General features: G+C 49.7%; 19 protein-coding genes and 1 pseudogene. All 20 read left to right on the forward strand.

The genetic code is table 11. The features are described 5' to 3' along the window. Window positions 1-22 precede the first annotated feature (22 nt). A complete protein-coding gene (locus tag ATH33_RS10835) occupies window positions 23-598 on the forward strand; it encodes a xanthine phosphoribosyltransferase (RefSeq protein WP_037996867.1) in 576 nt (191 codons plus the stop codon). Window positions 599-875: 277 nt separating this feature from the next. After that, window positions 876-2,357, forward strand: coding sequence for a tRNA (N6-isopentenyl adenosine(37)-C2)-methylthiotransferase MiaB (gene miaB / locus ATH33_RS10840; protein WP_037996866.1), 1,482 nt, complete (start codon window positions 876-878; stop codon window positions 2,355-2,357). 1 nt (window position 2,358) lies between these two features. Next, complete coding sequence (locus tag ATH33_RS10845) at window positions 2,359-2,781, forward strand: YlbF/YmcA family competence regulator (RefSeq protein WP_049720190.1); 423 nt, start codon at window positions 2,359-2,361, stop codon at window positions 2,779-2,781. Between the two features lie 99 nt (window positions 2,782-2,880). Beyond that, on the forward strand, window positions 2,881-3,477 hold the full coding sequence (cotE, locus tag ATH33_RS10850) for an outer spore coat protein CotE (RefSeq protein ID WP_037996865.1): 597 nt from the start codon (window positions 2,881-2,883) through the stop codon (window positions 3,475-3,477). Between the two features lie 155 nt (window positions 3,478-3,632). Continuing rightward, window positions 3,633-5,024, forward strand: coding sequence for a putative amidoligase domain-containing protein (locus tag ATH33_RS10855; RefSeq protein WP_052186827.1), 1,392 nt, complete (start codon window positions 3,633-3,635; stop codon window positions 5,022-5,024). Window positions 5,025-5,098: 74 nt separating this feature from the next. Continuing rightward, window positions 5,099-5,200: pseudogene (locus ATH33_RS13975) on the forward strand (MutS N-terminal domain-containing protein); the annotation flags it as partial. A gap of 568 nt (window positions 5,201-5,768) precedes the next feature. Continuing rightward, entirely contained in the window at window positions 5,769-7,271 is a 1,503-nt protein-coding gene (locus ATH33_RS10865; protein ID WP_121874401.1) for a reverse transcriptase/maturase family protein, read from the forward strand. An 89-nt stretch (window positions 7,272-7,360) separates the two neighbouring features. Further along, window positions 7,361-9,901 (forward strand): DNA mismatch repair protein MutS, encoded by a 2,541-nt coding sequence (gene mutS, locus ATH33_RS10870; protein WP_236533590.1) that lies wholly within the window; start codon window positions 7,361-7,363, stop codon window positions 9,899-9,901. Between the two features lie 28 nt (window positions 9,902-9,929). Continuing rightward, complete coding sequence (gene mutL, locus ATH33_RS10875) at window positions 9,930-11,900, forward strand: DNA mismatch repair endonuclease MutL (protein WP_037996862.1); 1,971 nt, start codon at window positions 9,930-9,932, stop codon at window positions 11,898-11,900. 2 nt (window positions 11,901-11,902) lie between these two features. Further along, on the forward strand, window positions 11,903-12,685 hold the full coding sequence (locus ATH33_RS10880) for a class I SAM-dependent methyltransferase (protein WP_037996860.1): 783 nt from the start codon (window positions 11,903-11,905) through the stop codon (window positions 12,683-12,685). Continuing rightward, window positions 12,682-13,611, forward strand: a complete 930-nt coding sequence (gene miaA, locus ATH33_RS10885) for a tRNA (adenosine(37)-N6)-dimethylallyltransferase MiaA (protein ID WP_121874402.1) — start codon at window positions 12,682-12,684, stop codon at window positions 13,609-13,611. The genes ATH33_RS10880 and miaA overlap by 4 nt, the downstream gene beginning before the upstream one ends. A 42-nt stretch (window positions 13,612-13,653) precedes the next feature. Further along, window positions 13,654-13,896 carry an RNA chaperone Hfq gene (gene hfq, locus ATH33_RS10890; RefSeq protein ID WP_037996856.1) on the forward strand — a complete coding sequence of 81 codons (243 nt, stop codon included), beginning with the start codon at window positions 13,654-13,656 and terminating at the stop codon, window positions 13,894-13,896. Window positions 13,897-14,099: 203 nt separating this feature from the next. Next, window positions 14,100-15,092 (forward strand): stage V sporulation protein K, encoded by a 993-nt coding sequence (gene spoVK / locus ATH33_RS10895; RefSeq protein ID WP_037996854.1) that lies wholly within the window; start codon window positions 14,100-14,102, stop codon window positions 15,090-15,092. Window positions 15,093-15,103: 11 nt separating this feature from the next. Then, entirely contained in the window at window positions 15,104-16,372 is a 1,269-nt protein-coding gene (hflX, locus tag ATH33_RS10900; RefSeq protein ID WP_231564629.1) for a GTPase HflX, read from the forward strand. Between the two features lie 22 nt (window positions 16,373-16,394). After that, a complete protein-coding gene (locus ATH33_RS10905) occupies window positions 16,395-17,675 on the forward strand; it encodes a methionine gamma-lyase family protein (protein ID WP_037996853.1) in 1,281 nt (426 codons plus the stop codon). Between the two features lie 16 nt (window positions 17,676-17,691). Continuing rightward, window positions 17,692-18,174 (forward strand): DUF456 domain-containing protein, encoded by a 483-nt coding sequence (locus tag ATH33_RS10910; RefSeq protein WP_037996851.1) that lies wholly within the window; start codon window positions 17,692-17,694, stop codon window positions 18,172-18,174. A 149-nt stretch (window positions 18,175-18,323) separates the two neighbouring features. Next, window positions 18,324-18,728 (forward strand): MerR family transcriptional regulator, encoded by a 405-nt coding sequence (locus ATH33_RS10915; protein WP_121874403.1) that lies wholly within the window; start codon window positions 18,324-18,326, stop codon window positions 18,726-18,728. A gap of 27 nt (window positions 18,729-18,755) precedes the next feature. Further along, a complete protein-coding gene (gene glnA, locus ATH33_RS10920) occupies window positions 18,756-20,096 on the forward strand; it encodes a type I glutamate--ammonia ligase (RefSeq protein ID WP_049720184.1) in 1,341 nt (446 codons plus the stop codon). Window positions 20,097-20,197: 101 nt separating this feature from the next. Further along, window positions 20,198-20,485 (forward strand): hypothetical protein, encoded by a 288-nt coding sequence (locus ATH33_RS10925; RefSeq protein WP_121874404.1) that lies wholly within the window; start codon window positions 20,198-20,200, stop codon window positions 20,483-20,485. Between the two features lie 126 nt (window positions 20,486-20,611). Then, a complete protein-coding gene (locus tag ATH33_RS10930; protein WP_121874405.1) occupies window positions 20,612-21,376 on the forward strand; it encodes a MurR/RpiR family transcriptional regulator in 765 nt (254 codons plus the stop codon). The last annotated feature ends 77 nt before the right edge of the window (window positions 21,377-21,453 follow it).

Genomic DNA, 21,453 nt, shown 5'->3' on the forward strand with positions numbered 1-21,453 from the left:
CGATGGAAAGAGGGGAGAGCGTTTGCAGAAACTGAAGGAGTATATTGTCAAAGAGGGATTGGTGCTGTCCGATGACATCTTAAAGGTGGATGCATTTTTGAATCATCAAATCGATCCTTTTTTGATCAGGGAAGTCGGGGAAGAGTTTGCCAGGCGTTTCCAAGATGAATCCGTCACTAAAATTTTAACCATTGAGTCGTCGGGCATTGCGCCGGCTATCATGACCGGATTGGCATTGCACGTTCCAGTGGTTTTCGCCCGGAAGAAAAAATCGCTGACATTGAAGGATTCCTATTATGAAGCCAAAGTTTTTTCATACACCAAACAAGAGACGACTTCCGTGGTGGTGGCGAAAAAGTTCTTAACCCCAAAGGACCGGGTATTGGTGATTGATGACTTTCTGGCCAATGGACAAGCGGCAGAAGGTTTGATTCAAGTGGTCCGCATGGCAGGGGCCCGGTTGGCCGGATTGGGGGCGGTGATTGAAAAATCTTTTCAGCCCGGCGGCTCCAATCTTCGCAAGCAGGGAATTCGTGTGGAATCGCTGGTGGAAATTGCATCTTTGGCTGATGGAAAAGTTCATTTCAAAGAAAACTGAGGGTCAAGCCGGATTTCTCTTTATGAGGGAGATCCGGCTTGATTGATTGGTGTTTTGAAATAAACAAGTTTGCAACACAAACAATTCGCTAAAATTCATTTTCCCCGGCTGGGAAATTCGCAACAACATGTTATAATGGGGGAGAATCATCCGAGGATCTTTATTGAACACATGTCACTCATCGTGTATAATGAGAAAATTGCAGTATTCGTGTTCAGCCTTCGAAATCATGGATTTATTCATTATAGAAGCAATCTCACCAGAAAGGGTGGATGAAATGGAACGAAAAGAGAAAGATTACAGCCAATATTTTGTTGCACCCGATCTGAAAGCCGCCAAAAGGCGGGGGAAGTCGGGTGTGGAAGTGATACAATTTGATCAGATTCCCGAAAATATGCGTGGTGTCGGCGCAGGAAAGAAATATTTGATTCAAACTTACGGATGCCAAATGAATGTTCATGACAGCGAAACGATCGCCGGAATTCTGGAACAAATGGGCTATGAACGGACAGAACGGGAAGATCGAGCGGATATTATTTTGCTGAATACGTGTGCCATTCGCGAAAATGCAGAAGATAAAGTGTTTGGCGAATTGGGACGCCTCAAACACCTGAAGTTGGAAAACCCGGATTTAATCCTCGGGGTTTGCGGTTGCATGTCCCAGGAAGAAGTGGTCGTCAACCGGATCTTAAAAAGTTATCAGCATGTGGATTTAATCTTTGGCACACACAATATCCACCGTTTGCCGGTCTTGTTGCAAAACGCCTTATTCAGCAAGGAAATGGTTGTGGAAGTATGGTCCAAAGAGGGCGATGTGGTTGAAAACATGCCCAAGAAGCGTGAAGACGGACTGCGTGCCTGGGTCAACATTATGTACGGATGCGACAAATTCTGCACGTACTGTATTGTTCCTTATACACGGGGGAAAGAACGCAGCCGCCGTCCCGAAGACGTGTTAAATGAGATTCGCGAACTGGCGCGCAAAGGCTATCAGGAAGTGACTTTGCTCGGACAAAACGTGAATGCTTACGGAAAAGATTTCACCGATATCAATTACCGGTTTGGCGACTTGATGGATGATGTCCGTAAAATCGGCATTCCGCGTGTCCGGTTTACGACAAGCCACCCGCGCGATTTTGATGACCATCTGATCGAAGTTTTGGCCAAACGCGGAAATCTGGTCGAGCACATTCATCTGCCGGTTCAATCCGGAAGCTCGCAAATTTTGAAATTGATGGCGCGCAAATATACCCGGGAGTCTTACCTTGAATTGGTCCGCAAAATTAAAGAAGCCATCCCGGATGTGGTGTTGACCACGGACATTATTGTGGGATTCCCCGGAGAAACCGAAGAACAATTTGAAGAAACGCTGTCCCTTGTCCGGGAAGTGGAGTTTGATTCGGCGTTTACGTTTATTTACTCACCGCGTGAGGGAACGCCGGCCGCCAAAATGAAAGATGACGTGCCAATGGAAGTGAAAAAAGAACGACTGCAACGTTTGAACGATCTGCAAAACGAAATCAGCCGCCGGAAAAATGAAGCTCTCCGCGGCCAAGTGGTGGAAGTTTTGGTGGAAGGCACAAGCAAGAAAAATCCGGATGTGTTATCGGGACGGACCCGTACCAACAAGCTGGTGAATTTCACGGGACCGAAGCATCTGATCGGGAAATTTGCCCATGTCCGGATCGATGAACCGCAAACCTGGACGTTAAAAGGAGTTTGGGTGGAAGAGGAACCTCTGACGAAAGTGGGAGGGTAAAATGTACACTTCGTTTGAAAACCATCCCGTGTTGGTGCAAGCCCGGCAATTTGCGGACTTGATTTTAAAAAGCGAAGAAATCCAACGGTTTCGTGCCGCGGAAGAGCAGGTGAAAAAAAGCAAGACCGTCCAAAATTATATTGACACCATCAAGCGAAAGCAAAAAGAATTGGTCCATGCCAAGCATTATCAGAAAACCAAATATGCCCGCATCTTGGAAAAAGAACTGGAACAGTTGAATCAGGAACTGGAGAACCTCCCCATCATCCGGGAGTATCAGCAGACGCAAGTGGGTGTGAATGATCTTTTGCAAACCATCCAGCAAGTGATTGGCACCACTGTTTCCAAAAAAGTTTCCGTTGAAACCGGTGGTGAAATCCGGCAGGGATGTGGAAGTGGCGGGCCTTGTGGTTGTTCGCGGTAAAAAAATTTTCCCCCGGGATGATTTCCCGGGGGTTTTTTTGCACCCTAGACAGTTGCCCTGCATACACTTGTTATTGAATGATGCTTGGAGGAGGGAAGTATGGTGTCATATCCAGATAGAGCCATGGAATACCGACAAATTATTACCAAGGCTGTATGCGGAAAAGGACGCAGATTTTTACAGTCCACGCACACAGTGAAGCCGCCGGAAAATATCCATACGATCTTGGGGGCATGGGTGATTAATCATCAGTACGAATGCACAAAAGTAGGAGAAGCCGTGGAAGTCAGCGGCAAGTACGATGTGAATATCTGGTATTCCACCAAAGGGAACACCAAAACCGATGTGATTAAAGAAACCGTTTATTACACCGAGCAAGTCCCGCTTAGCTATTATGACCGCAACACCCGTGACTCCACCGTTACCGTCAGTGCCACGGTGACGCAGGCTCCCAACTGTGTGGAAGCTTCCATCGCTTCACACACGGACGGAATCGCAGATGGCATTGTCGTCCGGGTTGAAAAAGAATTTGCGGTTGAAATGGTTGGGCAAACGAAGATTTGCGTACCGGTCTATCCGTTAGAATATGCAGAAACTGATGAAAAAGATTTGGCGGGAAGCTATGAAGAACATGTGGATGAAGATTCTTTTGATGAACTGGATCCGGATCTGATCATTGATGACCTGGAAGATTGATTAACGGATATTCCTCGGGAACTGCTGGCACCCAGTCAGCAGTTTATTTTTTGTTTTTGGATCCGAAACAACATTTAACCAATTGAGAAGCCGAGACATAACATAGATCATAATGCTCTTGACGGAAAGTGGGATGCACAGAAAGGGGAAAGGTTATGGGAGCCGTCACCCTTCCATATATGGATTTTAACAATCAGCAATCAATCAAAAATCTTTTGATTGAACAACAAGGAAGACTCGCCTCAACCATTCATCTGGAAAAGAGCGGATCGGTGGCCGTGTCTGAGCCGGTTTTGATTTTAAATGATGAAAGACATGTCCAAAGGACAAAAAATCCTTCGGCTTGCCACCGGATCTTAAGGATGCACGGGGTTCCCGTGCATTCCCATCATCATCTGGTCTTGCGGGAGTACATGGTCGCTGTTTTCCAAACCAATGTGTTGGCGGTTTATTGTTCCCGTCAACAGGGGGCTTGGCTGGCGGAGCAAAAGAGGAATTGGAAAAACAGTTTCCGGCGGGTCTCTTTGCAGGATCCGTCGAGGGAAGTGCGGAAAATCAAAGAATGGGCCGTCCGGGCTTTGTATGCGTTGGGATTGGATTACGGACTGGTGCGACTGGCCGTGGGGCCCAACCGGAAATATTTTGTCCGGCAGGTGGTATGTGATCCCAAGTTAAACAAAGAAATGAAACAAAGCTTCGTGAAAGCCGTACAGCAATATGTGAAAGAGTGTGTAAATCTTCCGGCCATTCCTTGGAACCAGGTGGTGCTGGGAGCCGATCCGGAGTTTATCATGGAAGGAAGGTCCGGGGGATTGCTGATGGCATCCCGATATTTCCCGGTGAAAGGGAGGGTCGGGTGCGATGCGATCTGGATGAACCAAAACCGTTCCTTAAAGCCGCTTGTGGAGATCCGGCCGGAGCCGACTCCGGATCCGCGCGCACTGGCCATCAACATCTTTAAAGGGTTGTTGTACGCAGCCAAAAAAACAGGGCGCGCCCCGGCAAAATGGCTGGCCGGCGCATTGCCGCACCATGCTTTCCCGTTGGGAGGGCATATCCACTTCAGCGGTGTTCAACCAAACTTTAAATTGTTGCGGGCTTTGGACAACTATTTGGCGTTATTTTTGGCAATCGTGGAAGATCCGCAGGGGATCGGGCGCCGTCCCAAGTACGGGTTTTTGGGGGATTTCCGATATCAGGACCACGGCGGGTTTGAATACCGGACGTTACCCAGTTGGCTGATTTCCCCCACCCTGACCAAAGGGGTCTTTGTCGTGGCCAAGTTGATTGCCATCCACTACCGGTATTTCAATTATTATCCGCTGGACGAGGAAGACGTCCAAGAAGCGTATTATCAGGGGGATAAAGAGGTGTTGGCCAAGTGGTTGCCCGTGTTGTGGAGCGAATTGAAGAAGTGCCCTTATTATGGGCGGCACAAGGAATATCTGGATAAATTCTACAAATACCTGACTTCGGGATCGACTTGGAATGAATCGCAAGATATTCGAAAAGTGTGGAAACTGCCGCCTTACCAGAAGAAAAAATAATGGAAAAGTGGGACGGTGCCTCGATTCATGTTAAAATATTGCAGTGAAAAATATTGTAACGGAGGCAGAGAACTTTGGCAAAATATACTCCGATGATTCAGCAATACTTGTCGATCAAGGCACAATATCCGGATGCCTTCTTATTTTTTCGTTTAGGTGATTTTTACGAGATGTTTGTGCGCCCATAAGGACTTATAGGGAATCTGCCCTTGGCAAGGCAGTGGGTGAGGGACGCGGAAAACACCCATCATCGACCAACTGATCCGGAGGGGAAACCCGAAGGGGAGTGTAGCATGTTGGTAAAGTCACGAGTCACGAAGCTGCCATCGTGCGACTGAGTGGCGAGATGAAAGGTTGTGAATGAGGATGAAAGCTGGATTGCTTGAATGACAGCCCGAGCCGGTTGATCGTAGCCCATGGCGGAAGGCAGCTGTATACGCCATGCAGCCGTGATGATTCGCAGAAAGACATGGCGGTCATCGGTGCGTCCTGCGGCTGGGCAGCCTCTGTCAGAGGAAAAGGGCGAACGTCACATCCGACATCACAACGTGCCTGTCTCTATAAGTCTAAATGGGGATCACCTGAGTCGGAATGCCTGCCTGTCGGGCTATGGCCGCAAGGGCCTGAATATCCGATATGGTGACGGAGCCCCCGTAGTAGTCTGAGCCGGGGAAAGCCCGGCACACGGCGAAGGGGGGCAGCTTGCTCGGGTTCCATACGACAAAGGAAGAAGCGTGAGGCTTTATGAGAAATCCTGAGTACGTATTGAACAGTCTGGCCGCGAAGTCCGGCGATTCAACCTATTTATTCCAAAGGATTTACCGAAATTTGTATAACCCGCGGTTTTATCAAAAGGCATATCAGGAACTGATCCGCCGGTTCCCTCAGGTAAGACACCGGAAACTCCTTCCCGGACAGCTGGAATCCCTGATGAAGGAATTGAAAAACGAAACCTATCAGCCGGCACCCTTTCCCGGCGCCGGGGAGACGGAACCGCTTCGGGATTGCTTGGTGGCATGGATTGTCCGCATGCTTCTCGAGGCGATCTATGAGGGTTCTTTTTCGGACTTGTCCCATGGTTATCGTTCTCACCGAAGCTGCCATACCGCTTTGTTGCAAGTAAAGAAAAATTTTTCCGGTGTCAAATGGTTGCTGCACGGAAGCCTGCATTCTTTTTTCCCTTCCATTTCTTTTGAAGTGCTGCGTTCCCTTCTGAGAAAAAGGATTGAGGATGAAAAATTCATCCGGCTCATCAACAAGTTTTTGCGGGCAGGATGGTTAGAGGATTGGCAATTCCACCGCACCTGCAGCGGGGCTCCCGTGGGCGGATGGATCAGCCCGGTTTTGGCCAATATTTATTTCCATGCGTTGGACCGGCATGTGGAAACGCTGATCCATGAGTTTTCCAAAGGAAAGAAGCGCAGGAGGAATCCGGCTTACGAGAAGCTTCTTGCCCGTATCAAACAGGTGGAACAAAGAAAAAGGGATGCAGAAAGCGAAGCGGAAAAAGAGAATTTGAACCGGCTGCAACAACAATGGACGGAACGGTTGAAACAAATCCCCCGGGAAGATCCGTGGGATCCGGCTTATAAACGGCTCGTGTATACGCGTTATGCCGGGGAGATCTTATTGGGGGTGATCGGTTCCAAGAAGGAATCCTCAGCCATCGGGGATGAGGTTGTCCGGTTTATAAAACAGGAATTGAATCTTCCTTTTTCCCGCGAAGCACTTATTTTAAAACATGCCAAAAAACATACGCGTTTTCTCGGATACGACATCACCGTCAAAGAACAGTGCAAACTGCTTTTTCCAAAAGATGTCCGGATCAAAAGACTGCATCAATTCGGGGCGGTGAAAGAACAAAACGGCAAGCTGAAGCCGGTACATAAGAAGGAACTGGTTCCTCTTCCCGATGCGGAGATTCTGCGCGTTTATAACCGGGAGATCCGGCGCATGTACCATTATTACCAATTGGCGGAGAATGTCGGCACTTTGTCACGGTATGCCTATTTGCTGAGATACAGCATGTATAAAACATTGGCCATGAAATACAAGTGTTCCGTGCATCAACTCTTGAAGAAGTATATGCATGCGGGGACCTTTCAGGTGCCGGTTGAAACCGGAGACGGGGAAAAAGCGGTTGCCACATTCCATGACGAAGGGTTTAAGCGCAAGGAAGACCCCGTCTTACATAGCGACGTCGACCGGGTGGATGGATCCGGACCGCCGGACCAAGGCCGGATTTGAGCAAGCGGAGAGCCGTATACGCCGAGAGGTGTACGTACGGTTCGGAGAGGGGTTCAGAGAAACCTGCCGTCAGAAGGCGGCAAGGCGCTTTGTTCCTACTCTACTTCGAAGATGCCGAAAAAGCAGCCGAAGAGCTGGAGATTACATTGACCAGCCGGGATGGTGGCAGTGAACGCATTCCCATGTGCGGGGTTCCTTATCATTCGGCTCACACTTATGTGGAAAAATTGATTGATCAGGGATATAAAGTGGCCATCTGTGAGCAGGTGGAAGATCCTTCCGCTGCCAAAGGGGTGGTCAAGCGGGAAGTGGTTCGCGTGATCACGCCCGGGACCATCATGGAAGAAAATATGCTGGTCGACCAGGAAAATAATTTTTTGGTGACGCTGACCGGAAGCGAAAACCAAATGGCATTGGCGGCAGTGGATTTGTCCACGGGAGAGTGCCACATTACGGAGATGAGCGGTTCGCTGGACGCGATTTTGGATGAAATTTCTTCGTATCGGCCGAAAGAAATCGTGTTGGATGAATCCTTGGCAGATCAAGCGGCGGTAAAAGAACAGATTCAATCCCGCTTAAAATGTTTGATCACGCCGCATGGCATGGATGCCGGTTCCGAAAAGAAACTGTCCGAAGAGTTGCCGGCGCAGTTTCCGCAATACCCCGAGCTGTGCGATACCCCGTTTTTGCGAAAAGTGGTCGCCTTGTTATTCTCTTATCTGAAACAAACGCAAAAGCGGGCTCTGCATCATTTGCAGCGGTTGCACCGGTATGACGCCAGGCAGTATATGATGTTGGATGAAGCGGCGAGAAGAAACCTGGAATTGACGGCAACGCTTGGCGAAGGAAAGAAAAAAGGTTCGCTATTGTGGCTGTTGGATCAAACGGCCACCGCAATGGGGAGCCGGTTGTTGAAAAAATGGCTGGACAAGCCGCTTCTGTCACTGGAAGAGATCACCCGGCGCCAAAATATGGTGGAAGCGTTGCTTTCCGACTTTTTGTTGCTGGATGAAGTGCGGGACCGGATGAAACAAGTTTATGATTTGGAGCGGCTGGCGGCGCGCATTTCTTACGGATCGGCCAATGCGCGGGATTTAAACAGTGTGAAAAGATCGCTTTCCATCATTCCCGAACTGAAAGAGAAATTGTTGCAATCCGACTCCCGGCCGCTGAAGGAATTGGCGGAAAAAATGGATGAGTTGGCGGATGTAAAAAGCCTCATCGACGAAGCGTTGGTGGAAGAAGCGCCGGTTTCCGTCAAGGAAGGCGGCATCATCCGCGAAGGCTTCCATGAAGAATTGGACCAATTGCGGAAGATCCAGAAAGACGGGAAAAGCTGGATTGCCGAGCTGGAGCAGAAAGAAAGAGACACGACGGGAATCAAGTCGCTAAAAATCCGTTATAACCGCGTGTTCGGCTATTATATCGAGGTTACCAAGTCCAATCTGCATCTGGTTCCCAAAGATCGGTACCACCGCAAGCAAACGCTTGCCAATTCGGAACGGTATATCACGCCGGAATTAAAAGAACGGGAACAGCTCATCTTAAATGCTTCGGAAAAATCAGTGGAACTGGAATATGAACTGTTTACAAAGGTCCGGGATCAGGTGGCGGACCAGGTTCAACGATTGCAATCTCTGGCCGAACGGGTGGCCGAGTTGGATGTATTGCACGCCTTTGCGCTGATTGCCCAAAAGTATCAATATGTCCGTCCGAAAGTGCATACAGGCAGTCAGCTGAAAATCAAAGCAGGCCGCCATCCGGTCGTCGAAGCCGTTACCAATACGGGGGAATTTGTGGCCAATGATGCGGAGTTGGATCAGGAAGACCGCCAAGTCTTATTGGTGACGGGGCCGAACATGGCCGGAAAAAGCACGTACATGAGACAAGTGGCTTTGATTGTGATTTTAAGCCAGATCGGAAGTTTCGTTCCGGCGGAAGAAGCGGAAATTTCCATTGTGGACCGCGTGTTTACCCGGATCGGGGCGGCGGATGATTTGACCGGCGGGCGGAGCACGTTTATGGTGGAGATGTCTGAAACCTGCCATGCCCTGAAGGAGGCCACCCGGAGGAGCTTGATCCTGCTGGACGAAGTGGGACGAGGAACATCCACTTATGACGGGATGGCTCTCGCGCATGCCATCGTGGAATACATTCATGACCATGTGGGAGCCAAGACGCTGTTTTCCACCCATTATCATGAGTTGACAAAACTGGAGGAATCATTGTCCCGGTTGAAGAATGTGCATGCCCAATGCATTGAGCGGAACGGAAAGGTGGTCTTTTTGCACCGGATTGTCCCGGGAGGGGCGGATCGCAGTTACGGGATTCAGGTGGCCGAGCTGGCCGGGCTGCCGAAAGAAGTGATCACAAGAGCCAAACAGTTGTTGACCGAATTGGAAAAAGGCACACCCGCACCTTCAAACACCGGTGCTTCCCCGGATTCGTCGGGGCAGTTGTCCTTGTTCGATCCGTTGGAAATTCAACCGGCAACCAGGGAGACGGCCGCTTCGTCTTTGACCTCCGAAGAACAAGAAGTTTTGGAGGCCGTCCGCAAGTGGGATTTAATGAATAAGACCCCGTTTGAATGCATGCAGTTTTTGCATGAGATCAAACAAAAATTAAATTAAACAATATGGAAAAGGAGGGGAGTGGATCATGGGCAACATTCAAGTGCTGGATGAACATTTGACGAACCAAATTGCCGCGGGAGAAGTGGTGGAACGGCCGGCGTCGGTTGTCAAAGAGTTGGTGGAAAACTCCATCGATGCCGGCGCCACCCGGGTGCAGGTCATGATAGAAGAAGGCGGGATTTCTTTTATTCAGGTGTCGGATAATGGTTCTGGCATGGACCGGGAAGATGCCGTGTTGGCCTTTTCCCGCCATGCCACCAGCAAAATCAAGCGGGAACGGGATCTGTATTCCATCCGGACACTCGGCTTTCGGGGAGAAGCTTTGCCGAGCATTGCTTCGGTTGCCAGAGTGGAATTGGTGACCACGAAGGACCCTTCACAGCTTGCGACCAAAGTGAAAATCGCCGGAGGCGACATCGAAGCGGTGGAGGAAACTTCCCGTTCCAAGGGAACCGATGTGATGGTCCGGGATTTGTTTTATAACACGCCCGCCCGTTTAAAATATTTGAAAACAGTCAATACCGAAGTCAGCCATGTTGCCGATGTTTTGGGAAGGTTGGCCTTTGCCCATCCGGAAATTTCTTTCTCCCTGACCCATAACCGGAGGAAGTTGTTTCAGACCGCGGGAGACGGGAACTTGAAGCATGTACTCCTTTCCATCTACGGGAAACAGGTGGCCGGACAGGCGGTTTCGATCGAAGGAAGCGACATGGACTTCCGGGTTTACGGATGGATCACCAAACCGGAAATCACCCGCTCCAACCGGTCTTATTTGACCATCATCTTAAACGGGCGCTATGTGCGTTCCCTGCCGATCACCCAAGCCATTTTGCGTGCTTACGGCACCTTGTTGCCGACGGGAAGGTTCCCGGTCGGGGTTTTGCATTTGGAGATGGATGCGCAATTGTTGGATGTCAATGTTCACCCTTCCAAGTTGGAAGCAAGGCTCAGCAAGGAAAAAGAATGTTGCCGGCTGGTTGAAGAAACGGTGCGGCAAGCCTTGCAAAAAGAGCGGTTGGTTGCGACACCCAAAGCGGAATCAGCGGTGAAAAAACCGGAGTATAAGCAGGAAACTTTCCAGTGGAACCAAGCGAAAAGACCTGCCGTGAATCCATATCCGTCCGACCGTCCCGATCCGTCATGGAAACTGCGCGAAAGCCCGATGTCGCTGGTCAAGAAAGAGGAGCCGGTCAAGAAAGAGGAAGAGAAGGAAACGGATCCGGCACCGGTCTTTCCGGATCCTTCCCCGTCCCAAAGCAAACCGGAGCCCAAAGATTCAAAATATCAATCCGCCTTGAGCGCATGGTCGGAACAGAATACGCCCCGGGGAGAAGAAAAGGCGACCCTTTCCGCTCCGCCGGTTTCAGAAGAAGCAGCGGCGGAAGAGCCGGAAGCGGAAGCAAACGGGGAAGACCGATTGCCGTTCATGACTCCGTTGGCACAGGTCCACGGCACTTATATCGTGGCGCAATCGGAAGACGGATTTTTTTTGTTGGATCAGCATGCGGCACATGAGCGCATTTATTACGAGATTTATTCCAAAAAGTTGGGGGAAGCAAATCATCACCAGTATTCCCTTTTGATTCCCATGACGATCGAGTGCACGCCGGCCGAAGCCGAAATATTAAACATGCATTTGGATTATCTGAATCAGTGGGGCCTGGAAATGGAGCCTTTTGGCGGAACCACGTTTGTGATCCGCGCTTACCCCGCGTGGTTTCCGAAAGAAGATCCCCAGCAATTGATTCACGAGATCATTGACTGGCTGAAAGAAAACGGGAAAGTGGAGACTGCTCAACTGAGGGATGCAACTGCCAAAATGATGTCATGCAAAGCGGCGATCAAAGCCAACCGCTATTTGCTGAAAGAGGAGATGGAAGAATTGTTAAACCAGTTGAGCCGTTGTGAAAATCCGTTTACTTGTCCGCACGGACGGCCCATTTTTGTTCATTTTTCAACTTATGAATTGGAAAAAATGTTTAAAAGGGTGATGTAATTTTGTTTGTCACAACATCTTTTCACCCGGGAGACCAGGAAACAAACGAAGCAAAAGAATTGGCCCGTGCATGGAAGGTGCCGTTCGTCCGGCGCGGGCGCCGGTCTCTTCAAGCGCTTTTCGAGCAGACGGCATCGGATCAGGTGGTCATTGTCAGCAAAGAGGGATGGCGCTATGAAGACAAAAAAGGCCATTCCTTCTTTTTTCATCCCAACATGTCGGCCCTTCGCATCAAACATTTGGCTTCCGGGCAGCCGGACAGCATGGTTTCGGTGGCCGGATTGAAAGAAGGGGATTTTGTCCTGGATTGTACCTTGGGGATGGGGGCGGATTCCATCGTGGCCAGTTATGTGGTCGGGGAAAAAGGCCGGGTTGTGGCGCTGGAGAGTGAGCCGGTCATCGCGGCGATCGCCGGACACGGCCTTCAAACATACCGGACCGGGCGCAAAGCGTTGAATGAAGCGATGCGGAGGGTTGAAATTGTTCAGGCCCGCTATCAGACCTACTTAAAACAATTGGAGGATCAATCCTTTGATGTGGTGATGTTTGACCCGATGTTCCGGGAAACGGTGAAACAGTCGTCAGCCATGCAAATGTTAAAACCCCTGGCCAACCCGGAACCCTTGGATCCGGAGTCGGTGCAAGAAGCCGTGCGGGTGGCCAGGAGGGTTGTTTTGTTAAAAGAGCGGCCGAAAAGCGGGGAGTTTGAACGGCTGGGCTTTACGATTGTTAAAGCTTCATCCAATTACGCCTGGGGTGTGATCCGGAAAGGAGGTCACCGGTGAAGGAAAAGCTTGTTGTCATTGTCGGACCGACGGCGGTCGGAAAAACCGGTTTGAGCGTACGGTTGGCCAAACGGGTTCATGGCGAAATTATTTCCGGCGATTCCATGCAGGTTTACCGGGGGATGGACATCGGGACAGCCAAAATCATGCCGGAGGAGATGGAGGGGGTTCCCCATCATCTCATTGACATTCTCCCGCCGGATCAAAATTTCTCGGTTCAGGAATATCAACAGCTGGCACGGGAAAAAATCAGCGAGATCAACCGGCGCGGGCATCTGCCCATGCTGGTGGGGGGAACCGGTTTGTACATCGAAGCGGTGGTCCATGATTATCTGATGCCCCATGTCAAAGAGGATCCAAAGCTGCGCGAAGAATTGCATGCGTTTGCCCGGCGGGAAGGCAACGAAGCGTTGCACCGGCGGTTGGAAGAAGTGGACCCGGTCCAGGCCAAAAAATTGCATCCCAATGATCTCAGACGTATGATTCGGGCTTTGGAAGTTTATCATGTTACTGGAAAGCCGTTTTCCGAGCTGAAAGGAAAAGGAACTTCGCCTTATGACGTGTTGTGGATCGGGCTGACGATGCCGCGGGAACAATTGTACGAGCGGATCAATCGGCGGGTGGACGAGATGATCCAAAAAGGCTTGGTGGATGAAGTGAAAAAACTGTGGGAGCAAGGATACGGGCTTCATTTGACTTCCATGCAGGCAATCGGGTATAAAGAGATTGTAAGTTATTTGAAAAACGAAATCACTTTGGATGAAGCGATTCATCACATCAAGCGCGGATCGCGAAAATACGCGAAACGACAGCTCTCCTGGTTTCGGCGTTTAAAAGAAATTCATTGGTTTGATGTGACAAATTCCCAATCTTTTCGAGAAATTGAAGAACTGGTGGCAGGAAAGTTTCCTTTGGCCAGAGAATAAAGTACAATAACGTTAAATGTAAATACATAGGAGGTACGGGTTTTGAAACAAACAATCAATATTCAAGATACATTCCTCAACCAAATCCGTAAAGAATCAGTACCAGTGACCATTTATTTGGTGAACGGGTTTCAATTGCGCGGCGTGATCCGCGGCTTTGACAATTTCACCATTGTGATTGACAGTGACGGCAAGCAACAAATGGTATATAAGCATGCGATCTCCACGTTCACCCCTGCACGTCCCGTTTCTTTGATGCCCGCCAGTGAAGAAAGAGAAAGCTGAGTTGTTCGTTTGACTTGTTTTGCTGCTGACCAAACCGGCCGGCAGCTTTTTTTATTGCCGCAGGTTTGACAGAGTCCGTAAAGGGGCCGGACGGCTCTTGTCACCATCAAACCCTGAAAATGCCGTATTCAACGCGATTTTTCACCAAAAAATGGGCGGATGCGTATACTGGGATCAGCGAATAAGGACGAAGAGGTGAAACGATGAGCAGAAGGGTGATGACAGTAAACGCCAAGCATCAGATTCATGTTGTTTTTGACCATCCGGAAAGAAAACCCGCGCTTTCGTCGCGGGTGGAGCCGTTGAAACCGGCTTGTCCGGGCGGTGAACCGGGGCCTTTGCAGGAGTGTTTTGAACAATTGGACCGGCTGGTGGGGATGGATAAGATCAAGGAGTTCATCAAAGAGATTTATGCATGGCTGGAAATCGGGAAACAGAGGAGAGCGGCCGGTTTAAGCGCCGAACAACAAGTGTTGCACATGATTTTTTCCGGGAGTCCGGGGACGGGGAAAACCACGGTTGCACGGATTTTAGGCCGGTTATTAAAGGAAATGGGCGTGCTGTCCAAAGGGCATTTGATCGAAGTGGAACGGGCGGATCTGGTGGGCGAGTATATCGGCCATACGGCGCAAAAAACAAGAGAACATGTGCGAAGGGCGTTGGGCGGTGTTTTGTTTATTGACGAAGCTTATTCGCTCGCGCGGGGCGGGGAAAAAGATTTCGGCAAAGAAGCCGTTGATACGATGGTCAAATCAATGGAAGACTATAAAAATGACTTCATATTAATTTTGGCGGGGTATCCCAATGAAATGGACGCATTTTTGCGTTTGAATCCCGGCCTTCCTTCCCGCTTTCCGATTCATCTTCATTTTCCGGATTTCAAATTGGATGAATTGATGAAGATAGCCGGGCAGATGCTTCAAGAGCGGGAGTATTTCTTATCCCGGCCGGCCAAAGATAAATTGCGAAACCACTTGCAAAAACAACTCCACGTTGCCAAGGCCGGTTTTGGAAATGCCCGGTACGTCCGCAATTTAATTGAAAAATCGATCCGGAATCAAGCGGTGCGGCTGATGAAAAAATCGCATGTGACCAGAGAGGAATTAATGACGTTAAGAAGTGAGGATTTGCGGTTTGACGATATGAAAAACGGTTCATGGTATAATGAAAAAATGCCTTATCAGTATTTGGTATAAGAAAGGGTTGAGTGCGTATTCAGGAGTTGGAAGGAAAAGAGAAAGCGATTTTGGTGGGGTGCGGCACGAAAAAACAGGAATGGTCCTTGCGCTCCACCTTGGAAGAGTTAAAGAGTCTGGCGGAAACGGCGCAAGCGGTTCCCGTCAGCCAGGTGCTTCAATTCAGGGACCGGATTGACCCGGCTTGGTATATCGGGCGGGGAAAAGCAGAAGAAATCGCCCGCATGGTGGAAGAAAACGAAGCGGACCTGGTTATCTTTGACCAGGAGCTTTCCCCTGCGCAGCTTCGAAACCTGGAGGGGTTGATGCCTTGCAAAGTGATTGACCGCACGCAATTAATTTTGGATATTTTTGCGCAGCGGGCCCGGACCAAAGAAGGAAAAATCCAAGTGGAACTGGCGCAGTTGAAATATTTGCTGCCCCGCCTGGCCGGAAAAGGGAAAGAAATGTCCCGTCTGGGCGGCGGCATTGGAACCCGCGGTCCCGGTGAAAAGAAACTGGAAACGGATCGCCGTCACATCCGCCGCCAAATCAGTGTTCTGACCAAACAGCTTGAGGAAATTAAAAAACACCGCCGGTTGCATCAGGAACGCCGGAAAAAGAACGGCATCCCGCAGGTGGCGTTGGTGGGATACACCAATGCCGGAAAATCGACATTGTTAAATCAACTGACGGGTGCGGGCGTGCTGTCCGAAAACCGGTTGTTTGCCACATTGGATCCGACATCCCGCCAGCTTGTGCTTCCCTCTGGCAAGGAAGTGATCCTTACCGATACCGTCGGTTTTATCCGGCAACTGCCGCACCATTTGATCGCCGCTTTCCGCTCGACGTTGGAACAGGTGAAAGAAGCGGACTTGTTGTTGCATGTGGTGGATGCTTCCCACCCGGAAGCAGAAGAGCAGGTGGAGGCCGTGGAGCAGGTGTTGGCTGATCTGAATGCGGCGGACATTCCGGTTTTAATGGTCTGGAACAAAGCGGACCGGCTGGAGCGGGAACTGCCCGAAGGATGGGATCCGGATCACCTTATGATCTCTGCGTTCAACGAACAAGATCTGGACCGGTTGAAAGCACGTGTGGAGCAGGCATTGCAACAAGAGATGATCATTGGTCAGGTGGAAATCCCGGTCATGAGGGGTGACTGGATTTCTCTGTTGCATCATAAAGCGGAAATGATAGAATCGAATACGGACGATTTGATGATGGTCATAAAGTTTCGTCTTTCTCCCGCTGATTTTGAACAGTTGCCCGGGGAGTTGAAAAGCCGGATTCAAATCCAATAAACGAGTAACAGGAATGATGACTGTGTTTGAAACTTTGAAACATGGAGCATGGATTGAAGAAAAAGTCCAAACTGCAGAGAAAAAGATTGAACCGGTGCTTAAAAAGATCGGTCAAAATGCCGATTTCATGCAGTGGAAGGTGCTGGAAGCCTTCCGGGAAATGAAAGTAAGTGAAATTCACCTTCATTCTTCAACCGGTTACGGGTATGATGATCTGGGCAGAGAAACGTTCGAAGCGGTATTTGCCCGGGTTTTCGGCGCAGAAAAAGCTTTGGTCCGTCCAAACATCATTTCCGGCACCCATGCCATTGCCGCTTGTTTGTACGGGGTGTTGCGTCCGGGGGATGAGCTGATCTATTTGACGGGCCGTCCTTATGACACGTTGCATCAGGTGATCGGTTCATGCAAAGACGGTTCCGGTTCACTCAGGGATTACGGCATTGAATACCGGGAGATCCCGCTTGCGGAAGGAAACCGGATTGATTGGGCCGCCTTTCGTCAAGCGGTCGGCCCGAAAACCAGGATGGTTGCCATCCAGCGGTCCCGGGGTTATGCCGACCGTCCGTCTTTTTCCATCCGGGAGATTGAAACGATGATCCGGAAAATCCGGGAAATCTGTCCGCAGGCGGTTGTTTTTGTGGACAATTGTTACGGGGAGTTTGTCGAGTCCAAAGAACCGACTGCAGTCGGAGCGGATCTTGTTGCCGGGTCTTTAATCAAAAATCCGGGCGGAGGGATTGCGAAGTCCGGGGGATACATCGCCGGAGCGGAAAAATGGGTGGAAAGAGCCGGATCCCGGCTGGTGGCTCCCGGCATCGGGATCGAAGGGGGAGCAACCCACGGCTATATGCACGATTATTATCAAGGATTGTTTTTGGCTCCACACGTGGTTGCCGAAGCATTGAAAGGAGCTGTTTTTGCCGCGGCATTTCTGGAGGAAGCCGGTTTTCAAACCACGCCGGGATGGGAAGAGCCGCGCACGGATATCATTCAGCAAGTGTATCTGGGAACGCCGGAGTTGCTGGTGGCTTTTTGCCAGGGGATTCAATCGGCATCGCCAGTTGATGCGCATATTTTGCCGGTGCCTTCTCTGATGCCGGGCTATGAGGACGAAGTGGTCATGGCGGCCGGAACGTTTGTGCAAGGCGCCAGCATCGAGTTGTCGGCGGACGGGCCCCTCCGTGCACCGTACATTGCTTACATGCAGGGAGGCCTCACCTATTCGCATGTGAAGATCGGTATGGCAAAAGCCATGGATTTCATGTTGGAAACCGGACAGATGCATGGGAAATTGCAGGTGTGAAGGGAGAGCTTGTTATATGGACATGCTTTGGTGGGCAATTATTATTTTGCTCTTTATTCTTGCTTATGTCGGCCTGGTTGCTCCCGCTTTGCCGGATGCCCCGCTGATGATTGCAGGGTTTGCGGTTTATCACTTTTTGATCGATTCCGAACCGTTGGGGTTCGGGTTTTGGATTACCACGTTGATCCTTGCCATCTTGCTGATTCTGGTTGATTATTTTTCCAGCAGTGTGGCGGTGAAAAAATACGGCGGCAACGCGGCTTCCGTCACCGCCGCGATTGTGGGGGTCGTTCTTTTCCCGTTTATCATGGGGCCGGTCGGCGTGATTGTCGGACCTTTTTTGTGTGTGTTTGTACTCGAATTGCTGCTTAAAAAATCTTTTTCCAAAGCACTTTATATCGCCTATGGGACCTTGGTCGGTTTTTTGGGCGGGATTTTGATGAAATTGATTGTCATGACCGGATTGATTATCTGGTTTTTGGTGTTGGTGTTGTTTTGATGAAAAATCGTTCTTCCTCCGGGGAGAACGATTTTTTTATACCCGCCTGAAATGATGTCAGAAAACCTGACATGTATTGACTAAAAAAGCTGACATGAATAAAATAGGATTATGAGGTAACAATCCCGAAAATGAAGGGAGCGTTTCCCATGGATTTTCGTGATGAAAAAAGACGGAACATGCCGCTTTTTTCGATGGGGATCGTGACGAAACTGACGGAGCTGAGTCCGAGACAAATCCGTTATTACGAACAACAAGGCTTGATCCGTCCCCAGAGAACCAAAGGGAACCAACGATTGTTTTCTTTCAATGATGTTGATCGGTTGCTGAAAATCAAGTCCTATCTGGAAAAAGGGGTCAACATCGCGGGAATCCGGGAACTCTTCAGTCAGTCTGAACGGGTTCAGGAAGCGGAGAAAGAAGAGCGTAAGGCAAGAAAAGAGCTGTCGGAAAAAGAATTGAGACGCCTCTTGAAAAGACAGATCATCCAACCCGGGCGTCCCGGGCGGCTTCCGCTTAATTACGGGGAGTTGAGCCGTTTTTTCCGACACTGAACAATTTTTCAGAAGGGAGAACGAACTGTGGCGAAGCATACCAAAGAAGACATTATGCGAATTGTGGAGAAGGAAAATGTCGCTTACATCCGTCTGATTTTTACCGACTTGCAGGGAACCATTAAAAATGTGGAAATTCCACGGAGCCAATTGGAAAAAGCATTGGACAACAAAATGATGTTTGACGGTTCCTCCATTGAAGGGTTTGTGCGAATCGAGGAGTCGGATATGCTGCTTTATCCGGATTTGGATTCATTCGTGATTTACCCGTGGGGAAATGACGTGAACGGCAGCAAAGTGGCCGGGATTATGTGTGATATCTACAATCCCGACGGAACGCCTTTTGAAGGGGATCCCCGTGGTATCTTAAAACGTGTTCTCAAAGAAGCCGAAGAAATGGGATTCACCTCTTTCAACGTGGGAACCGAACCGGAATTTTTCCTGTTCAAAACCGATGAAAACGGAGAGCCCACACTCAATTTAAATGACAAAGGCGGATACTTTGATTTGGCTCCGGTGGATCTCGGGGAAAACTGCCGTCGCGATATCGTGTTGACGCTGGACAAAATGGGCTTTGAGGTTGAAGCTTCCCACCATGAAGTGGCACCCGGGCAGCATGAAATCGACTTCAAATATGCGGATGCGGTGACAACGGCCGATCATATCCAATCATTTAAGCTGGTGGTCAAAAACGTGGCACGCCGCTATGGATTGCATGCGACCTTTATGCCCAAGCCGCTTTATGGTGTCAGCGGTTCCGGTATGCACTGCCATATGTCGCTGTTCCGCGGCAAGGAGAATGTTTTTTATGATCCTTCCGATGAATTGGGCCTGAGTGAAACCGCCCGGCATTTCCTGGCGGGGATTTTAAAGCATGCCCGTGCATTTACAGCGATCACCAACCCGATTGTCAACTCTTACAAACGGCTGGTTCCGGGTTATGAAGCGCCTTGTTACGTCGCATGGTCGCCGAAAAACCGCAGTCCCTTGGTGCGGATTCCTTCTTCCCGCGGGTTGAGCACACGTATTGAGGTTCGTTCCCCCGACCCTGCGGCCAATCCTTACCTGGCTTTGGCGGTGATGTTAAAAGCCGGATTGGACGGAATCAAAAATCAGCTCCCGCTTCCGGAACAAACGGACCGGAACATTTATGTCATGGATGAACAAGAACGGCGTGAAGCCGGCATCGAAGATCTGCCGTCCAGCTTGAAAGAAGCCTTGATTGAATTGCAAAACAATCCGGTCATGGTGGAAGCATTGGGTGAACACGCGCTTTCGCACTTTTTGGAAGCCAAGGAAATTGAATGGGATATGTTCCGGACCAATGTCCATCCTTGGGAACGCGAACAATATATGCATTTGTATTGACCGAAAGCCCCCGGTGGAACCCGGGGGCATAACATTTTTTTCTTCATTTTCGGAATAGTATATCGGGGATGTATCCGGAAATGAAGGGAGCGAAACGGTGAATGGCTTTTACGTTGTGTCTGGCAGGGGCACCGGTGACGGCAAAAGCATCTGGAAATCAGGCGGGAGCCCTGGCTTGTACGTTTCAAGGGGCTTGGCTGGAAGATGCCAATTGCACTGCCAACCGGTCCACGGTGTATACCGTTGGAAACGGCGCGCTTCGCACAGCCAGCGGTGCCGGAAATTTCACATGGGCCTATCCGGCTTCCAACAGTTTGGACAGGGCGTTCAGAGTTTGTGTTTACGATGAGGATTATCAGTTGGAAACCCAATGTTCCCCTTGGTGGTGATTTTTTCGTTTTCCGGCACCTGTTCCACCCGCGGGCAGGTGCTTTTTTTGTCGGCTCCTTGCCAAGCGGCGGGGCATAAGATTGTGCTATAATGAAAAAAATTGGAATGAAGCGAGCTGAAAGCCCTTGATCGATCTTCGCAAAATGTTTCATGGAAAAAATCTGACGGAATTGGATAAACAAATTTTGCAATACATCATTGAACATATCGACACCGTCTTGCAAATGGGCGTCCGCAAGGTGGCCAAAGCCAATTACACTTCGCCCGCCACAGTCATCCGTTTGGCCAAAAAGTTGGGTTATACCGGGTTTGTCGATATGTATTACCAGCTTCTGCCGCAAGTGAAAAAGATGGAAGTCCGGCCGGGCGGGAGAATGAAAGACTTTCCGGAAATCCGTCCGCAAGATTTTTTTCAGTTCAACACCATGGACGATATTGAACGGTTTATCGATCGGGTGCTTCATTTGCGGAAAAAATTGATTTTTATTTATGCCACCGGATTTTCTGCGATCGCGGCGGAATATTTGTATAAAAAGCTGTTGGTGTTGGGAAAGAAGACGATTATTGCCAGCGGGACGGACTCCGTCGGGGTGTTTGAAAACAATTTGGAAGACATCGGGGCGTTGGTGGCGATTTCCAAATCCGGCGAAACCCAGCTGGTGATTGATAAACTGAAGGCGGCCAGAGAACATCAAATCTTTACCGTGTCGTTCACCAAAGAAACGGAGAACCGGGCAGCCGAACTTTCGGATCTCAATTTTAAAATCGTGGATAATTATGAGCTGGATGACCGGAATATGTTGCCAAACATCTTTTTTCCCCGGTTGCTGATGCTGTTTGAACTGATTTTCAAAGAGTATTTCGACCGGATGTCACCCAAAGGCGGATGAAACGTGTTTCAACTTGTGAAACACGTTTTTTTCGTTTGTCAAAACATATACAAGAAAGCGCTTTCTCTATAAACTGG

This window comes from Thermoactinomyces vulgaris (assembly GCF_003688725.1).
Classification (GTDB): domain Bacteria; phylum Bacillota; class Bacilli; order Thermoactinomycetales; family Thermoactinomycetaceae; genus Thermoactinomyces; species Thermoactinomyces vulgaris.

What these genes read in the sequence shown, in the direction of transcription:
- miaB (WP_037996866.1), top strand. Translation starts at nt 876, where the DNA reads ATGGAACGAAAAGAGAAAGATTACAGCCAATATTTTGTTGCACCCGAT.
- ATH33_RS10845 (WP_049720190.1), top strand. Translation starts at nt 2,359, where the DNA reads ATGTACACTTCGTTTGAAAACCATCCCGTGTTGGTGCAAGCCCGGCAA.
- cotE (WP_037996865.1), top strand. Translation starts at nt 2,881, where the DNA reads ATGGTGTCATATCCAGATAGAGCCATGGAATACCGACAAATTATTACC.
- ATH33_RS10855 (WP_052186827.1), top strand. Translation starts at nt 3,633, where the DNA reads ATGGGAGCCGTCACCCTTCCATATATGGATTTTAACAATCAGCAATCA.
- ATH33_RS10865 (WP_121874401.1), top strand. Translation starts at nt 5,769, where the DNA reads ATGAGAAATCCTGAGTACGTATTGAACAGTCTGGCCGCGAAGTCCGGC.
- mutL (WP_037996862.1), top strand. Translation starts at nt 9,930, where the DNA reads ATGGGCAACATTCAAGTGCTGGATGAACATTTGACGAACCAAATTGCC.
- spoVK (WP_037996854.1), top strand. Translation starts at nt 14,100, where the DNA reads ATGAGCAGAAGGGTGATGACAGTAAACGCCAAGCATCAGATTCATGTT.
- ATH33_RS10910 (WP_037996851.1), top strand. Translation starts at nt 17,692, where the DNA reads ATGGACATGCTTTGGTGGGCAATTATTATTTTGCTCTTTATTCTTGCT.
- ATH33_RS10915 (WP_121874403.1), top strand. Translation starts at nt 18,324, where the DNA reads ATGGATTTTCGTGATGAAAAAAGACGGAACATGCCGCTTTTTTCGATG.
- ATH33_RS10925 (WP_121874404.1), top strand. Translation starts at nt 20,198, where the DNA reads ATGGCTTTTACGTTGTGTCTGGCAGGGGCACCGGTGACGGCAAAAGCA.